Origin of the sequence: Pseudoalteromonas sp. SWYJ118 (assembly GCF_015864505.1) — a bacterium.
In the GTDB taxonomy this organism is placed as follows: domain Bacteria; phylum Pseudomonadota; class Gammaproteobacteria; order Enterobacterales; family Alteromonadaceae; genus Pseudoalteromonas; species Pseudoalteromonas arctica.
Genome location: NZ_JADYXC010000032.1, coordinates 19255 through 36666, shown reverse-complemented (window position 1 = coordinate 36666; position 17412 = coordinate 19255). Strand labels below are relative to the sequence as shown.

At 37.7% G+C, this 17412-nt stretch carries 17 protein-coding genes and 1 pseudogene; 9 read left to right on the top strand and 9 right to left on the bottom strand.

Features of this window, described 5'->3' with window-relative positions:
* Both I6F48_RS19680 and I6F48_RS19675 read left to right on the top strand, forming a co-directional pair.
* Nucleotides 1-374 (top strand): annotated as a pseudogene (locus tag I6F48_RS19680) (hypothetical protein); the annotation flags it as partial.
* 396 nt (nt 375-770) lie between these two features.
* Nucleotides 771-1277 carry a transthyretin-like family protein gene (locus tag I6F48_RS19675; RefSeq protein WP_231615273.1) on the top strand — a complete coding sequence of 169 codons (507 nt, stop codon included), beginning with the start codon at nt 771-773 and terminating at the stop codon, nt 1275-1277.
* A gap of 62 nt (nt 1278-1339) precedes the next feature.
* Here I6F48_RS19675 and I6F48_RS19670 read toward each other — a convergent pair whose 3' ends face one another.
* The 3 genes from I6F48_RS19670 to soxR form a co-directional block, all read right to left on the bottom strand.
* Nucleotides 1340-2425, bottom strand: a complete 1086-nt coding sequence (locus I6F48_RS19670; protein WP_197120129.1) for a rhomboid family intramembrane serine protease — start codon at nt 2423-2425, stop codon at nt 1340-1342.
* Complete coding sequence (locus I6F48_RS19665) at nt 2415-3056, bottom strand: hypothetical protein (protein WP_007584429.1); 642 nt, start codon at nt 3054-3056, stop codon at nt 2415-2417. Before I6F48_RS19665 ends, I6F48_RS19670 begins: the two co-directional genes overlap by 11 nt.
* 410 nt (nt 3057-3466) lie before the next feature.
* Entirely contained in the window at nt 3467-3925 is a 459-nt protein-coding gene (soxR, locus tag I6F48_RS19660) for a redox-sensitive transcriptional activator SoxR (RefSeq protein ID WP_197120128.1), read from the bottom strand.
* Nucleotides 3926-4001: 76 nt separating this feature from the next.
* Between soxR and I6F48_RS19655 the strand changes: the two genes are divergently transcribed.
* From I6F48_RS19655 to I6F48_RS19630, 6 genes are all read left to right on the top strand, one after another.
* Nucleotides 4002-4475: a flavodoxin family protein gene (locus I6F48_RS19655; protein WP_197120127.1), complete on the top strand. Its 474-nt coding sequence runs from the start codon at nt 4002-4004 to the stop codon at nt 4473-4475.
* A 72-nt stretch (nt 4476-4547) separates the two neighbouring features.
* Nucleotides 4548-5057 carry a DsrE family protein gene (locus I6F48_RS19650; RefSeq protein WP_165729401.1) on the top strand — a complete coding sequence of 170 codons (510 nt, stop codon included), beginning with the start codon at nt 4548-4550 and terminating at the stop codon, nt 5055-5057.
* 8 nt (nt 5058-5065) lie between these two features.
* Nucleotides 5066-5701 carry an SGNH/GDSL hydrolase family protein gene (locus I6F48_RS19645; protein ID WP_024593722.1) on the top strand — a complete coding sequence of 212 codons (636 nt, stop codon included), beginning with the start codon at nt 5066-5068 and terminating at the stop codon, nt 5699-5701.
* A 78-nt stretch (nt 5702-5779) separates the two neighbouring features.
* Complete coding sequence (locus tag I6F48_RS19640) at nt 5780-7318, top strand: EAL domain-containing protein (protein ID WP_165741200.1); 1539 nt, start codon at nt 5780-5782, stop codon at nt 7316-7318.
* A 56-nt stretch (nt 7319-7374) separates the two neighbouring features.
* Complete coding sequence (locus I6F48_RS19635) at nt 7375-7896, top strand: hypothetical protein (protein ID WP_165741201.1); 522 nt, start codon at nt 7375-7377, stop codon at nt 7894-7896.
* Between the two features lie 248 nt (nt 7897-8144).
* Nucleotides 8145-8834, top strand: a complete 690-nt coding sequence (locus I6F48_RS19630; protein WP_007584415.1) for a response regulator transcription factor — start codon at nt 8145-8147, stop codon at nt 8832-8834.
* Between the two features lie 147 nt (nt 8835-8981).
* On the opposite strand, the gene I6F48_RS19625 is transcribed toward I6F48_RS19630, so the two are convergent.
* Genes I6F48_RS19625 through I6F48_RS19610 form a run of 4 tightly spaced genes read right to left on the bottom strand, consistent with a single transcriptional unit; the run spans nt 8982 to nt 12112 of the window.
* The gene (locus I6F48_RS19625) at nt 8982-9755 is read right to left on the bottom strand and encodes a CsgG/HfaB family protein (protein ID WP_007584410.1); all 774 of its coding nucleotides are present in this window, start codon (nt 9753-9755) and stop codon (nt 8982-8984) included.
* Nucleotides 9755-10180, bottom strand: a complete 426-nt coding sequence (locus tag I6F48_RS19620) for a curli assembly protein CsgF (protein WP_007584408.1) — start codon at nt 10178-10180, stop codon at nt 9755-9757. Before I6F48_RS19620 ends, I6F48_RS19625 begins: the two co-directional genes overlap by 1 nt.
* Complete coding sequence (locus I6F48_RS19615) at nt 10170-10571, bottom strand: curli production assembly/transport protein CsgE (RefSeq protein ID WP_007584407.1); 402 nt, start codon at nt 10569-10571, stop codon at nt 10170-10172. Before I6F48_RS19615 ends, I6F48_RS19620 begins: the two co-directional genes overlap by 11 nt.
* 38 nt (nt 10572-10609) lie before the next feature.
* Nucleotides 10610-12112 (bottom strand): curlin, encoded by a 1503-nt coding sequence (locus I6F48_RS19610; RefSeq protein ID WP_007584406.1) that lies wholly within the window; start codon nt 12110-12112, stop codon nt 10610-10612.
* Between the two features lie 583 nt (nt 12113-12695).
* Here I6F48_RS19610 and I6F48_RS19605 point away from each other — a divergent pair.
* On the top strand, nt 12696-15197 hold the full coding sequence (locus I6F48_RS19605) for a S8 family serine peptidase (RefSeq protein WP_101216331.1): 2502 nt from the start codon (nt 12696-12698) through the stop codon (nt 15195-15197).
* 68 nt (nt 15198-15265) lie between these two features.
* On the opposite strand, the gene puuE is transcribed toward I6F48_RS19605, so the two are convergent.
* Both puuE and I6F48_RS19595 read right to left on the bottom strand, forming a co-directional pair.
* Complete coding sequence (gene puuE / locus I6F48_RS19600) at nt 15266-16198, bottom strand: allantoinase PuuE (protein ID WP_197120126.1); 933 nt, start codon at nt 16196-16198, stop codon at nt 15266-15268.
* Between the two features lies 1 nt (nt 16199).
* Entirely contained in the window at nt 16200-17411 is a 1212-nt protein-coding gene (locus I6F48_RS19595; protein WP_197120125.1) for a urate hydroxylase PuuD, read from the bottom strand.
* Nucleotide 17412 lies beyond the last annotated feature (1 nt).

Genomic DNA, 17412 nt, shown 5'->3' with positions numbered 1-17412 from the left:
ATAACTCAAATAACCCAATGAACTGTTATTTATATTGGGAGCGTGTAGTGCGCTTTATGGACAACAACCAACCACTACCTGATGTACCTGAGTATGAAACCTACCGACACCTTGATGAACCCACCGCTGAATTTGATAAAAAAAATGACAGACCTAATAAATTTTGGAGCGACTTTTCACTTGATCAACAAGCCGAAATATGGCAAAAATTTAATAAAGAGGCTGCTCATTTTAATTGGCTCAGAGCGACACCTAACAAAGAAATAATTAAGCCTTGGTTACACTTTAAAGGTGAGCCTGAGCGTATTGAAAAACTAACATGGAAATACAAAGCAAAGCGTTTAGCGCTACAACTGTTTATGGGAATACCTTAAGCGCATTATAAAAGTCGCTTTATAACTTAAAGGAAGTCTGAGCTATACATAGTTTGAGTTTACTAAAGGAGTATATGTTTAATTATAAGTACTTAGGCGGCTCGCAGTCTAAAAAATAATCTTCAATCAATTCTACGAAGAATGTTAAACGGTTTGTGTATTTTAGTTAATTGACAATATGACATCTTATATTTATTACTTCTAATACTTTAAGATCAGCTTATCTCGCTTAAAGCTAATATATAAATACTTAGTCATTTCTATTATTGTTATTTTTAATATCGCCAGTAAATCAACTAAATCTATTTAGGCATAACTCTAAGAATAGCGATTTAAAATATGTCACAAGTTGGCTTTTGTTGTTAGGCTAAAAATACAAATATAAGAGGGATTTTTATGATCAAGGCAAGATCGGCTAGCGTGACTTTAACGCTTATTCTATTTTTATTAATACCAATGCAAGGATGTGCAGATATGTTTGGCTTTTTTAACAAACAAGACGTTACGTTGTCGTTGCCTGTAAAAGGCAGGCTATTAAATAATGGTGAGCCTCAACAAGGTGTTAAAGTAACAAGAGAACTCATTTATGGCGACACTTATATTGATGAAGCAATAAGTGATAGTGCTGGCTACTTCTATTTCGATAATAAAACAATACGCAGCTCAAAGCCTTCAAACATGTTTTTTAATAGCTCTTTGCTACAGAGTATTTATATTGAAAACAAAAAAGATGAAGATTCAATCTTGTGGTACACCACAATACAGTTCACAGAAGAGCAAGCACTGCTGTCTGACATATTAAATAACTTTGAATGCGAACTTAGTGAAGAGGCTATAACGTACGATATACCGATAAAAAACACGGGTCAATTTTATACAGTTTATACACGTTGTAAGTTATAGAAATTAGTGAGAAGTTTTATAAAGCCACTAATGTTCATCTATTAGTGGCTTTAATATAACGATTAACGTTTTAACTGTGCTTCATTTTGGTTTAGTAAACGAATTATAGGATTTTGCTCTAATATTTTATTTTTCAAAATATAACCAATAATTAGTCCAGCTATAAAGCCACCAATATGCGCACCATAATCAATGCCATCAGGACCTGTTACTGCACCAAAAATGTTAAATCCTAACCAAATAGCAAAAAACCATACTGCAGAAAGTTTCTTCTGATAAATTATAAACATAAAAGTAAGGCTTGCGTGTCTGAACCACATTAAGTACATGCCAAATAAACCTGCTATGGCGCCACTTGCCCCCACGCCAGGTATATTCGACATTGGGCTTACAATGTAACTTGCAAACGATGCGAGTAGTCCACAGGCTAAATACCATAACAAAAAGCGTTTATGGCCTAACACGTCTTCTAGGTTATCGCCAACGATATATAAAAAGTACATATTGCCGACTAAATGCATTATAGAGCCATGTAAAAATACGCAAGTTAATACAGTCCATAGCTCATTACCTTTGCTTAAATCTGCTGGTGTCATAGCAAAGTTATCAATAACATAGCTAAATGAGCTTGGATTCAAAAAATAAAGTGCAAAAATCAATGTATTTAAAACAATAAGGCCGCGAGTAACCCAAGGGGTTTTTTGTGGTTTAATGTTATATTCAACAGGCATTTGCGTTAAAAATTGGAACAAGTAGGTTTTCCAACTTACTTTTTGATTTAGCTCGCCTAAACTCGCTTTTATTTCAGGGCTTTTTTCTACACTTTCAAGCTCATCTTTATCAATCCAGGTGCCATCGCAGTATCTACAAACATCAATTTCGGTATGAAAAGCTTCCAGTAAGTGAAAACGTTCTAAACTTTTTTTACAATCAGGGCAGTCAAGCTCAGAAACGCCTAATGGCTCACCAAAGTGAGTTTCAAATTTATCACCTTCTGGGCCGTCATTTATCTCAGAAATCATCCTGTTCACTTCATTTTTCTCGAACCATAAGCCACCACATTCACGGCAAATATCTATTTCTTCACCCTGATAATTGGTTACTTCTAGTGGATGATCTTTACAATGTGGACAGCTTTTAGTTGGCATTTGTAAGTTCCTTTAACGAACCAACAGAAATATCATTCTGTTGTAATTCCATTTTTAATTGTTTAGCGCTATTTTTTAATGCAGGGAGTGTTTGAGTTTTAATTAAATTAGTAATCTCTTTTAATTCTTCAGCTGCTTGTCTAGCGGAAATCCTTTTATTAGCTACAGCGTCTATTAAAAATTTAGCTCTTGAGTAAAATCGACGTATTTGCGTTAGTAATTCACTTGGGGTTTCGAGTGTAGTTGGAGAGTACTGCATCGTTTGCCAAATGTACTTTTCGAGTGTTGGTTTAAAATACTCAATTTCTTTTATTGATGGGCTTTTTGCAAGTAAATTAGCATACTCTTCCATACTGTTTGCATTATCAGCAACTTCGTCAAATAAGGAGGTGCGCAAATAGTAGTTATCTTCCATTTTACTAAATGAGTCAAATTTAAGCGCTTGTTCTAAGCCGCTTTGAGCAGCTAAATACACGCCGAATATAGTAGAAATAACCATAAAAAATTGATTTAGCCAAAAACCAGTACTTTTTAGTTCTTTGTGATCGACCGTTTTAAGGGCTTGCGAAAATTTTTGAGTAACTACAGGTGGTTTTGTATTGTTTTCAGGGGTGTGATTAGTTGGTTCCAACAGTTTGTTCCTTGAATATTTACTTCCTTTTTAGGCGCACAAGAATACTTAAAAATTAACCAGTTAGCAATGCTCCTATCTACATTGAATATACTTTTTACATATATTAAAGAAACCATTCGAGTATAGCCCTTCCCCTAAATTTTAAATTGTTTTTTAAATCATCTAGCGATCCAACTAAACAAGAAACTTCATGGCTCTATATTAATGAATAGAGAGTTTTTGTAGTACCTGAGGCTATTTTGTTAGCAAAGTAACGTATTACCAATAAACGGACTAAAAAAACCTTCTCAATAACTCAATAATGAGGCGTAGTTAGCCTTTATATTTAAGGCGTTGTTGGCTCAACGCCTAAGAGGGGTATTTATTTTTGTTATACAAAAGTGGAGAACTTTTTACACAGGCAAAGACTATGTATTTAAAAGCACAGCGCCGCTTTTATTTTCGCCTAAATGATCATCTTTATTGTAAATTGGGCAACTTTTAAGTGATAAGCAACCACATCCTATACAACCGTCTACTTTGTCGCGCAGGCGTTGCATATGCGCAATTCGCTCATCAAGTTGCGCTTGCCAATGTTTTGAAAGTGCTGACCAGTCTTGTTTTGTTGGTGTGCGGTTGTCGGGTAGGGTAGATAAGGTATTTTTAATTTCATCGAGTGTAATTCCCATCGCTTGTGCCGCTTTTATAACAGCTACTCGGCGTAATACGTCGGGTTTATAACGTCGCTGATTGCCGTTATTTCGCCAACTACGTATCAGTCCTTTTGTTTCGTAAAAGTGAAGAGTAGATACTTTTACACCACTTCTTTTTGCTACATAGCCAACGGTTAGGTTAGCTTCGGTTAATTTTTTTTGTCCTACTGGCATAATTTTAATCCTTCAGTTGACCTCAATATAACTTGAGGTTTTAAGCTTCTACCACATTAAAAAAGGAGCTAACTAAATGCAACAAAAACTTGAGCGTAATACTGTTATTATTTATTCAAGCGCACGAAAAAACGGCAATACCACAGCCCATGTTAATAGCTTTGCCGAGCAAAATGATGTGCGCGTAATTTGTCTGGATGATTATAAAATTGCGCCGTATTGTTATGACAAAAACTATAAAAATGATGACTTTTACGCGCTATTTGAAGCGGTTTTAAAGTACGATCATTGGGTGTTCGCGTCTCCTGTTTACTGGTATAACACTACGGTACAAATGAAGTCTTTTATAGATAGGATCACAGATTACATGGATGACGAAACCTTGAAGCCGAAGTTACGGGCTTTACGTAATAAAGACTTTTCGTTGTTATCAAACGGATCATCGCTTGAAGCGCCTGATATTTTTGTAGAAATGTTTAAACGAACATTTAGCTATTTAGGTATGCAGTTTATTAACCATCATCATAAAAACACTCAATCGGCAGCATGATAAGCTGCCCTTTTTTCTTTGCTTCTGTTAGTTTTATAAATAGGTTAACTTATTTAAAACACAGGATTGTTTATGAAATACCTATTATTACTTTTACTTATAAGCCCATTTTCGCAAGCGGGTGAAAACCTTATTAAAGACTTTGGTTACTTTTATAGTGTCCCGGAGCATGTTCAGATAAGTGACTCTACGGTATTTAAAATAGCCTTTGATGTTGGTGATGGCGCTAAAAAAGGTGAGCAGAACAATTCAATGAACTCACTTGCACGTTTTATTAATATGCATATAGCACACGGTGTAAAGCCAGATAACATTCAATTAGCGTTAGTGGTACATGGTAGTGCTAGCGTTGATGTATTGGCTAATAGTGAATATAAAGAACGTTTTAAAGCAGATAACAAAAATCAAAGTTTAATAAAGCAATTGTTGGCCAATAACACCGTGGTTTATGTATGTGGGCAATCGGCTACGCATTATAAAGTAGCACCAGAACAACTAATTGAAGGTGTGCAAATGTCACTTTCGGCGATGACAGCACATGCCCAGCTGCAACAGCAGGGTTATACACTCAATCCATTTTAATAATTAACATGACAAAAAATATTCTCTGCTTTGGTGATTCTAATACGTGGGGTTTAAACCCTGTAACGGGAAAACGCTTTGATGAAAATACCCGTTGGACATCGTTATTAAATAAAAACTTAGGGTGTGGCTTTAACGTAATAGAGGCAGGGCAGCCTAACCGCACGTTAGTGCATAATCCACCGTTTGATGGCGTGCTTAATGGTGTTAGTTATCTAAAGCCTTATTTGGATAAGCATGAGCTCGACTTTATTATTATTGCCCTTGGTACAAACGATCTTAAAAAACGTTTTAATTTAACACCTAGTTTAATAGCAGATGGGTTAAATGATTTAATTAACTCAATACATATTTATTATCAGCAAGGTAGTACTTTAAAATCTCCTAAAATTATTATTGCTAGCCCACCTAAAATAAGAATCACCGAGCAGTATTCGCGTATTTACGAAGGTGCAGATATAAAAGCAACAGAGCTCTCTAGTGCATTCAAAAGCGTTGGGGCTACTCATAAATGTACTTTTATTGATTTTAATACATTTATTAATGTAACAGCCGGTGATGGGATTCACTTTGAAAGTAATCAGCATTTAACGGTAAGCGCTAAAATCACTCAGTTTATTCAAAATTCGTTCAATAATTCTTAAATCGATCTGTTTGAATTTAATGCGACTTATGCAATCATCTAATAAAGTAGTGATATAAATTAACAACTTCGAGATGCTATGAAAAAGTACCAACAAAAATCTATTATAGCCGTTTTAACCGGAGGGTTAGTTTTTGTAATTGGCTGTTTTATTTTGCTCAATTTTGCAGCGCAGCAGTTAACAGCACAAACAAAGTCTGATGCTGAATATATTCTCGGTCATGTAGAAGGTGCAATTGCAGAGAGGCGTCGAATTCTTACCCCATTAAATAAGCTTGCGTTTAAGCAGTGTGACAACACAACCCTTCTTGAGATGCGCCGCGCTTTATTTGATGCAAAATATGTAATTGATATAGGCTTTTTTAAAGGTAATCAGCTAGTTTGCACTACGGGTGCAGGCTTATTAAGTAAACCAATTAACGACAAACAGCCTGACTTTATTCGAGATGATGAACAGGTGAGGGTTCGTTTTGAGCCAGAGCTTTATCTATTATTATTTAGTGAGCGCCCTATGGAGGTAATTATAGTCAGACAAGGGGATTATAATTTAATTATGCAGAGCACGCCCTTTACCAACATCGGAATTACTGCGCCAGATTGGGAAGTTATTTATAAAACACCAAATGCTTTGCATCATTTAGCAGGTAAAGAGGGGCTGTACCAGCAGGTAAAAAACAGCGTTTTTTTTCCTTACGAAACTAACTCAGTTTGCAGTTTTACAAGTAGTCAATATTGTGTAGTAGTGCACTTGCCTTGGAGTCTGTTTTTTTCTAATAATCACTTATTATTAATAATTTCGTTAATTTTAACCTGTTTAGCGGGCATATCGAGTGCGTTAATAGTTGATGCGAGGATTGCTGCACGCCGCTCTACCAATCAACGTATTCGTAAAGGGCTCAAAAAGGGATCATTTTATTGGACTTACCAGCCCATTATTTGTTTGCAAAGTGGCAAGCTGATTGGTTGCGAGGTACTTGCACGTTTTGAAGATAAGTACGGTGCTTTATTTCCAGATGAGTTTATTCCGGTTATTAGAAAAAATAATTTAACTTGGACTTTTACTGAGGCAATGATTGCTACCACAATAAAAGAGTTAACCTCTATAGAGTTATTGCCAGAAGGCTTTAAAGTGTCGCTTAATATATTTCCGTGTGATGTAGAGCTGGGTAATGTGTCGTTACTGCCGCAAATTACAGAGCTTACCAACTCACGCTTTATTATTTGTTTAGAGATAACTGAAGACGAATACCTTGATACAAGCATTGCGCATGCTCATTTTAGAACCTTAGTTGAATCGGGATTTAACTTATCATTAGATGACTTTGGTACGGGTTATTCGAATTTAAGAAACTTACAAAATTTGAGCTTTCATCAACTTAAAATTGATCGTACGTTTGTTCAAGATATAGCAACTGAGGGCTTAAAAGCCTCTATGATCCCAAATATTATGGAACTTGTGCATAAGTTTAATTATACCTGTGTGGCAGAAGGGATTGAAACCACTGAGCAAGAAGCTATTTTAAAAATGGCGGGTGTGCATTATGGACAGGGTTGGAAGTATGGTAAGCCCATGACGGCGTCTAAATTTAAAAATTATATAACTAATCAGCATTTTTAGATCTCAGCTGCCATACTAAACGTATCATTATGAAATTTATAAATATTAGGTTTATTATGATCAAATTAACATTAAGTGCTTTTGCATTTTTACTACTTAGTGCATGTACAACACAGTATCCAAACCAGCAATTAACAGGTAAACAGTTCCCAAGCATTAGCGGCGAAAGTTTAGAGCAAAGCATGGTGACTATACCCAGCGATTTTAAAGCAGATAAAACACTGCTGCTCATTGGGTACAAGCAAGATAGTCAGTTTGATATAGACCGTTGGTTAATTGGTTTAGATATGGCGGGTGTAACGCTCCCTACATACGAACTACCAACCATTGCCGGCATGGCACCACGTATGTTTAGCACATTTATAGACAGCGGTATGCGCAAAGGCATCCCTAAAGAATTATGGGGTGGGGTAATCACTATTTATAAAGATGGTGAAACAGTTCAAAAGTTTACAGGTAATCAAAGCCCAAATAACTCACGTGTAGTACTCATAAATAGCAGCGGCGAAATTTTATATTTTTATGATCGAGGTTTTTCGGTTGATGCGCTAAATAAACTAAAAGCGAGTATAGAATAATTGATCCTAAAGTTAGTTTAGGCTAATGCATATTTAAGGCTTTATAAGTTATTAAGCCACTAATCCGATCTGTTATTTATCTTATAAAAGCAATTTTAAAAATAAAATTGATGAAGGTTTTGCATTGATTTAATTGATTTTTATCTATTTTAGGATGAGAAAGAATAACAGTACTTTAATATCAAAATCCCATTGTAAGTTGTATTTGATTTAGGTAATGTAGTGTAAATGTTTCAAGGACGAAATTTATGCCCCATAAAAACTCGGTATTTGTAAAAACAACGTTTCAATCATCTTTTCATTCACACAACTACACCGCTATTTTAAGAACACTACAAGCTTTGTTTGGTGATATTAAAATGGACGAGGTTATTCCTAAAGCTGAGCAGCGCACAAATTATGATTTGTTTTTAATAGATGGTGCTAAAAGCAAATGGCAAGACCTTATTCCGACTGACCTTATTTGTTTAGCTAAACACTATAGCGTTGTCATTTTTAATGTTGATAAAGAAGATGTGTGCGAGCAAAACTTATTGCTTAACCATTTTAATGGTGTTTTTTATAAATCTGATCCACCAGAAGATATTTTTAAAGGGTTACTTCGTGTTAATACTGGCGAGCTTTGGTTTACGCGTAAAGTGATTTCAAAAGCTTTTAACGATATTTTAGCCGTGGCATCGTCGTTTAATAGCTTACACGACGACATTGAATTAAAGCAGGACGATTACGATCATTTAACAAAACGAGAAAAGTCTGTTATTCATTTAATTGCACAGGGGGCGAGTAACAATACAATCGCTGATAAACTTAACATTAGCGACCACACTGTAAAAACACATTTATACAGTGCGTTTAAAAAAACTAACTCACGCAACAGGGTGGAGCTTGCTAATTGGGCGCAGCGCTATATATCGGTTTTGCTGCCAATGGCTAAATAAGAGTAAAGCCACCAATACTTTATTAAAGTAAAAACGTTATCCTCTAGATTTTTATAAGGGTTGGGTTAGCGAAGTACTTTCAACTTACTAATCACACAACCTATAAAGGCTACAATATGTAGCCTTTAGTTAATTTAGGAAATCAGTTTACGCCGATTTTTTAGCCCATAAGCCTTTATCAATACCTTTTGTTATGAGATCTGTGAGTGCTTTTTCTATTGCTTGGGTAACACAAATACTCATAGGTTCATTATCGCTAAAGCCTGCTTCTGCTTCTGCTAGTCGTTTGTAGCTTACGTATCTAAAAAAGCCTGCACGCATTTCTTGGCTAAGTACTTTTTTGCTGGTGGCTACACTTAGTAGTACTTGTCCTGTACGAACATCAACAGCGCGTAAGTATATTGAAATAGCATCTTCGCGGTAAAGCTCTGATGCGCCTATACCAAAGTATTCCATACCCAAACCACCTGTTTTCACATTAGTGTCGTAGCTTATGATACCGCCCTCTAAAATGATTTTAGCGGTTGTTAGCGGAGGTAAATCAGCTTGGTTAGGATTATCGGCTTGGCCCGCACGAATAATTTTTCGCTCTGTTAAAATGTTTTGTAAACCTTCACGCTCTACCGGCGTAAACCAATCAGATTCATGTAATGCTTGTATGAGTATTGAGTTAGCACCTTGAGTAACGGCAGTCGAAAATGAGCTAACGTTAGTTTGTGGCTTATATTGACCTGTTTGATCTCTAAATGAGTACACTGATACAGGAATACTCCCGACCGGTTTAGGTAAGTTTTTCAGATCTGCGAATAATTCAGTTGGCTCTAAACTAACTGCTTTTTGTTGCGATGGTGGGATTAAGTTCCCTAGGCTCGCACAACCGCTCAATCCTATTAATATTATTGTTATTAGTAGTTTATACATTATCCAAACCTCGGTACTTCAATGATCACCACGGTGTCATCAATTATATTTGTTATTCTTACTGTAATAGAATCGGTTGTGCTGGTTATAACTTCAATTTGATAATCGCCACTCATAAATATGGAGTCTTGATTGAAAAGGCTATCTTCTATGTCCTCACCAAATGCCATATCGGTAATTTCTCTTACCATACGGTTTAAATAGGTGCGCTCTAGAGTTTCTTGAAATTGTTCAGCGTAACCTTTTTCTACTACCGGTGCTTTATGCTTGTTTTGAGCTTGGGCTTTACTCAACAGCATATTTGCATTGAGTGGGTTACCACCAAAGCTTGGGTTAATTGGGGTGTAAATTATTTCAGTTGCTGCTGCTGAAAAGCTTAATGTTGTTATTATTATAAGGGCTATATTTTTCATTTTACCATCCATCTTTAGCCATATCGGGTGTTGACACTGCCATGTTTTCGCGAGCCATTGCATCTATCACTGTATAAACAGCCTGCTCCACACGCTCATTTAAAGGCTCTAGTCGTCTACCTAAATAAGTTGCGTAAACAAGTTGGTTATTCATTATTAACGACAGCTTTGTGCCTGCTTTTGGAATGACCGTTTCTTTAATTTCAATGTTAAAACCTGCAGTTGAAGGGAGATCTCGCCAGTAATTAGAAAACTCAAAATAGAACTGATGACCAAAGCGGCTAATACTCCTATCAAGTAGTAGGCCGTCAATCTCCAACTCTTCAGCGGCATAAGATGCGGGCATTAAAAACAGAGAAAGCGTAAGTAATAATACTTGGTAATGGTTTTTATTATTATGCATAACTAAATGGGGAGAGTTGCTCTCCCCAACCTCAATAATTACATTTGAGTAATAGAAGTCACGTTACCGTCACCAATTTGGGTCACTGAAACAGTGCTGTTGAAACCAATTACGGCGCCTTCAACAATGTTATCGTTACCCATTTGAGTTACGCTAAACGAAACGTTTTCGCCACCTACTAAAAATGCAGGTTGCTCCATTCCAACTACCCAGTTACCTTCGCCAGTTTGTGAAATATCAATGCTGTGGCCATTACCTTCAACCATCATATCAACTACGTTCATTTCACCTGTTTGAGCTAGGTCAATCTGGTTCATGTTGCTATCTAAAATACCTGCAAGTGTAACCATGGCTTCGTTTTGAGAACCATTTTGCATAATATCGATATCGTTGTCGTTTGATGTTAGAGATATATCAGGATATGAAGACTCAACAACAGCAGTGTTTTCTTGGCCAGACTGAATAACGTTAACGTCATTTTCAGACCCATTAAAGTTAACAACGTGTGCTGAATTTGATTCACCTACTTGGTTAATCATAAATTCGTTATCGGTACCTAAAACGCCCATGTAAGCATCATTTAATAAGCCAACTTGTGTAGCCGTTAATTCATTATCGTCACCAATAATATCAACGGTTGTTGAGTTGCTTAAATCAACCTGAGTTACTGTAACTTCGTTGTTTTGACCTTCGAATAAGTTTGATTCGATAGTATTTAAAGAACCTTCTTGGTCTAAATCAATTTCGTTTTCATCGCCTAATACAGCTACAAATGTTACTGCGTTAGTATTGCCTTCTTGTTCAATTGAAAGCTCATTTGCATCGCCTAAAATATCAGTGAAGGTAACAGTATTACGATCGCCGTCTTGTTCAATATCAAGCTCGTTATCGTTGCCTTGTAAAGAACTCACTTTGAAGGTATTCCAGTAACCGTTTTGCTCAAGACTCAGGCTATTCTGATCGCCCATTACAGAGGTTAATTCAGCTTCATGCCACTCACCTGTTTGTAATGAACTGATTTCGTTGCCATTACCTTTCATATCTAAGTTGTAAAACCAATGACCACCAGTGCCTTGCTCTACATCAACGATATTGTCGTCACCAACAATCATGTTGACAGCTTCGTTGTTTACAAAAAAGCCTTGGCCACTTTGCAAAACATTTAGGTAATTATTATTACCAGTAACTTCGGTAATTACACCGTTGGCAACGCCATCTTGGGCATATACTTGCTCGTTGTTGTTACCAATTGTTGTTACGCCAACATAATTACCTGATTGTAATTGAGTAACTTCTGTTGTGTTCTCGTTTCCAGTAGTCGAAACCTCAATAGTATTACTATCTCCCTCTTGCATTAAAATCGCGGTGTTATTATTTTGCGATTGCGCCAATGTCATTGAATTAGCGGTGCTAAGTATAGATATTTTTGTACTAAGTTCTGAGTTTGATGCTGATTTGTTGTCGGTATCTGCATATGAGGCAAAGCTGGTACCCATTGCTATTGCAACAGCACAACTTAAAAGTGATTTATTCAACTTCATTATTTTCTCCTTGAAATATTAAAATCAAATACCCTAAATGTTATAGGTTTTAATAAGGTATTTGTTGTTTCAGCATGCCGTGCCGATATGTTTTTTGTGATCCGCTTGCGTAACTTTAGAAGTAGGTGAAGCGTAATATGTGACTATAAATAATTAAGTTTTAATTTGTCATAAATATTGAACTAACAAAGTTTAAGCTCAAATTCATAATCACCCATTAACTGTATTCCCCTATTTCATTTTCTTAAATCATCATTTTTTACCAAATAATTAACCTTTTATTATCATCGGTTTATGTGTGTAATTGGTGGGTTTTAATGTAATAGCAAGCAAAAGCAGTAAAAAAGTTTGACCCTATAATGGGTAAGGTTGTAATGGGGCAGTTCATTAAAATGACTGTGTTTAGTGTTTTTTTTATAGCCAAACTGGTCAAAATTTATGATTTTTAATTCTTTTTAACTTTTTAACTTGTCAAATATCGTATTTACTAGTTTGCTTATAACTTGCCACGTGATCCCTTGTACTTGAAATAGTGAACAAACCCGCTTAGTGCTTCTAAGCTAACCCAACTATGGATAGAACAATGAAAACAAAATTATCTATTATTACGCTTGCTTTACTACCTTGTTTGGCTTCGGCTAAATTACCTGATGCAGGAGCTCTTCCACAAGCAGCTGCAAGCAGTGACTCTGTTATTGTTAAATATAAAAAAAATGCAACACCTCAAATGCGTAAACAAGCACGAAGCTTGGTTAAAGCAAAAATTACAGATTTAAATAATGATGAAGTTGATGATAACTTCACATCATTATTCTCAGGTCGCCTTGCTAAATTTAAAGTGTCTGGCATGAGCACTAAAGAAGCTATTGAGCGTTTAAAGTCTCATCAAGCTATTGAATATGTTGAGCCAGATTACCGAGTAAGTATTGCAAGCGCACCTAACGACCCTCGTTTTGATGAGCTTTGGGGCCTAAATAATGAAGGTCAGACCGGTGGTACGGCAGACGCTGATATTGATGCTGTAGAAGCGTGGACTATTTCTACTGGTAGTCGTGATGTAGTTGTTGGTGTAATCGATACCGGTATTGATTATAGCCATAGCGATTTAGCGAGCAATATGTGGGTAAATACCTCTGAAATCGCAGGCGATGGTATTGATAATGACGGTAATGGCTTTATCGATGATATTCATGGTATCAATGCGATTACCAATACTGGCGACCCTATGGATGATGAAGGTCACGGAACGCACGTGTCTGGAACTATAGGTGCGAGTGGTAATAACTCTGTGGGTGTAGTGGGTGTAAATCATGAAGTATCACTTGTTGGTTGTAAGTTTTTAGATGCAGCAGGTAATGGATCAACATCAGATGCAATCAAGTGTATTGATTACATGGTTGGCCTAAAAAACTCTGGTGTTAACATCCGCGTATTAAATAATAGTTGGGGTGGCGGTGGCTATAGCCAAGCGCTGGCTGATGCAATCGAATCAAGTGAAGCTGCGGAGCTACTGTTTGTAGCTGCAGCAGGTAACGACACTATTGATAACGATGTAAACCCACATTATCCATCAAACTACGAAAATGCGAGTGTTCTATCGGTTGCAAGTACTAACCAAACTGATGATATTTCGTGGTTCTCTCATTGGGGCTTAACCAGTGTTGATATGGGCGCACCAGGTACAGCTATTTTATCTACTACACCGGGTGAAAGTTATGCATCGTATTCTGGTACGTCAATGGCAACGCCGCATGTTGCTGGCGCAGCTGCGCTAGTTTTATCTATTAATCCAGAGTTATCTACTCAAGAACTTAAAGATTTATTAATGAGCTCGGGCGATGCTAATGCTGCACTGCAGGGGAAAACGGTAGCCGGTACGCGACTTAATGTTAACCAAGCACTTATTGATGCGGATCCAACTCCTGGTTTTAAAATATCAGCTAGCCCGCTTACCCAACAAATTATAGCTGGAGAGGCTACAAGCTATACATTTACAATTGGCTCAATTGCCGAGTGGGATGAGGAAGTAACGCTTGAATTATCAACAACATTAGGTGGTGCTTATTTATCATCGCTTACAGCGCGCCCTGGTGATGACGTGATACTAAATGTTGAAACCGATACTGATACTCAGTGGGGAGATTACGAGTTTACCGTAACTGCCACTGCGGGTGATATTGTTAAACAGCAATCGGTTGAATTAATGATACAACCATTAGGGTTAAATGACTTTACCTACAGCAGTACTGGTAGCGTAGCAATTCCAGATAATTCTCCACAGGGGATTAGCTCAGTAATTAATGTTTCTGATGATTTAACCGTATTTGGCACAACCGCCGATGTTGATATTACTCATACTTACTCTGGTGATTTAGTTGTAAAACTAATATCTGCACAAGGTACAGAGGTAACATTGCAAAGCAATGTTGGTGGTAGTAACGATGATATTGTTAAGAGCTTCACGTCTAGTGCATTCAATGGCGAAGTAGCAAATGGTGACTGGACTCTTCATGTAGAAGATACTGCAGCCGCTGATACAGGCACAATTAATGGCTGGTCACTTACGCTTAGCGCTATAGGCGAAGTAAGTGCACAACCGCCACGTGCAGGCTTTACTGTTGATACGCAAGGTTTAACAGCCTCGTTTGTAGATACAAGCAATGATGCCAATAACGACATTACACAATGGAGCTGGAGCTTTGGCGATGGCGCTACATCAACAGATTCAAGCCCTGTGCATGCATATGCGCAATCGGGTAGTTACGATGTAGAACTAACTGTTACTGACAGTGAAGGTAATACAGATACATTTACCCAAGCCGTTGTTGTAAGTGACGTGACCCTTGAACTGAACTTAAAACGCGCTAACAAAACACGCCTAGGTACGATGCGTGTAGAACTTAGCTGGGAAGAAGTGGGTGCAGAGTCATTAAGCGTTTACCGTAATGGTGAGTTAGTTGATACCACTGCAGATAACGGTCGCTACCGTGATTACGTGCGTGGAGCTACATTACCATCGTACGATTACCAATTATGTGTAACAGAAAATGTGTGTTCGAATATCATCACCGTTTCTTTTGAATAAATTTCACTACTCCTAAAGTAATTTAAGCCCAGCTTTGCTGGGCTTTTTTATGTTTTAAAAAATATAAACTATGCTTTTTTATACGGGTGGGTTTTAAGCCAGTGCTCGGCTATTTGTTCGCGCGTGGCAAACCAAACCTGATCATGCGAACGGGCATATTCTAAAAACCGTGCTAATGCTTTTATTCTTCCTGGTCTGCCAATTAAGCGGCAATGCAAACCTATCGACATCATTTTTGGGGTGTTTTCACCTTCTGGGTCACCTTCTTCATAAAGCGTATCAAAGGCATCTTTTAAATAATTATAAAACTGATCCCCTGCATTAAAACCCTGTACGGCAGCAAAGCGCATGTCGTTTACATCGAGCGTGTAGGGCACAATGAGTTGTGGCTTACCTTCCTTAATACTGTAAAAGGGCAAATCGTCGCTGTAATCGTCGGCGTCATATAAAAATGTGCCATTCTCAACTACAAGGGCTGCGGTATTTGGGCTAGTTCGGCCGGTATACCAGCCTTTGGGCTTTTTACCTGTAAGCTTTTTAATGGCGTAAATGGCTTGTTGCATATGTTCGCGCTCGGTTTGTTTATCTATATTTTGATAATTAATCCAGCGCAGGCCATGGCTTGCAATCTCGTGGCCTGCTTCAACAAAGGCTTTAGCTACATCGGGGTGGCGCTCAAGGGCCATCGCCACTGCAAAAATGGTGACCGGTATATCGTATTTTTTAAATAAACGCAGTAACCTCCACACGCCCGCGCGCGAGCCATATTCGTAAATAGACTCCATGCTGATATGGCGGTCTTCTACATGGGGAGCACTGACTATTTCTGATAAAAACGTTTCAGCGGCTGCATCACCATGTAATACACAGTTTTCGCCGCCTTCTTCGTAATTTAATACCACTTGCACGGCAATACGTGCTTTATTGGGCCAATTTGCATGAGGCGCATGTGGGCCATAACCAATTAAGTCTCGTGGGTAGTTTTTAAATTGCTCGCTCATTTTATTGCTCCTTTTTAAGTGCCGTGAGCCAAAACTCGAGCGTTTCGCGCTCTGCGTCTGTCATTTTTGTCATATTAGCCAGTGGCATGTCTTTAGTTATTACGGCGCGAGTATGCACAAGTACTTGCGACTTTTTCACCTGTTCAATTGAGTCGAGTTTAAAGCCAAGTGGCGCTGTTTGAAAAAGCTCAGAGGTAGGTGTTTCGCTGTGGCACTGCGTACAGTGTTTGCTGATTATATCCCACGCTTGTGCGTCGGTAATACTTGCTTGTAAAGGCGCGTTTTCGTCTGCATTTGTTGTACTGCTGGGCCAAGGTGCTATTGCTAGCATAAGGGCAAAAAATGCTGCAATACCACTTATAAGTACTGAAGGTTTATTAACGCCTTGATGTTTTAAGTTAAAGTAATGGCGTATCCACATACCAATACCAAACAGCGCAATTAAAATAAGCCAGCCAAAATTGTGGCTATACGTGTAAGGAAAGTGATTGCTAAGCATAATAAATACCACAGGTAACGTGGCGTAGTTATTATGTATCGAGCATTGCTTGGCTTTTAGTCCTGGGAGCGATTCGGGAATACGGCCGGCTTCTACTTCACTTACCATATAGCGTTGCCCTGGCATAATAATGTGATACACATTGCCAACCATACACGTGCCAATAAGCGCACCTACATGAATATACACAGCGCGGTCGCTAAATAATTGATCAACCCCAAAAGTCCACAGAGCTAATAAACCAATAACTACAGCAATAAACACTTTGCCGTTTTCAACCAGCGGGGTTTTACACAATAAACGATAAACACCATAACCTAAGCCAATAAAACCAAGGGATGCGCCAATAGCTGCAAATTTACTTAGCTCACTTTTACTGTTATCAATTAAGTATACGTCGGCGCCAACATAATAAAGTAAGCTAAATAGTAATATACCGGTGATCCACGTTGTGTAGGCTTCCCACTTAAACCAATGCAGGGTGTGAGGCATTTGTTCTGGGCCATTTTGATACTTAGCCACTTCGTAAAAGCCACCGCCATGCACGGCCCATAAATCGCCTTTTATGCCTTTATCGATTTTCCACAGCGGTGGTGTTTGTAGGTTGTTATCAAGCCATGCAAAATAAAATGAAGCGCCAATCCAGGCTATACCAGCAATAACATGAAAGTAACGCAGTACTAAATGAGCAAGCTCAAATAAATAGTTTTCCATA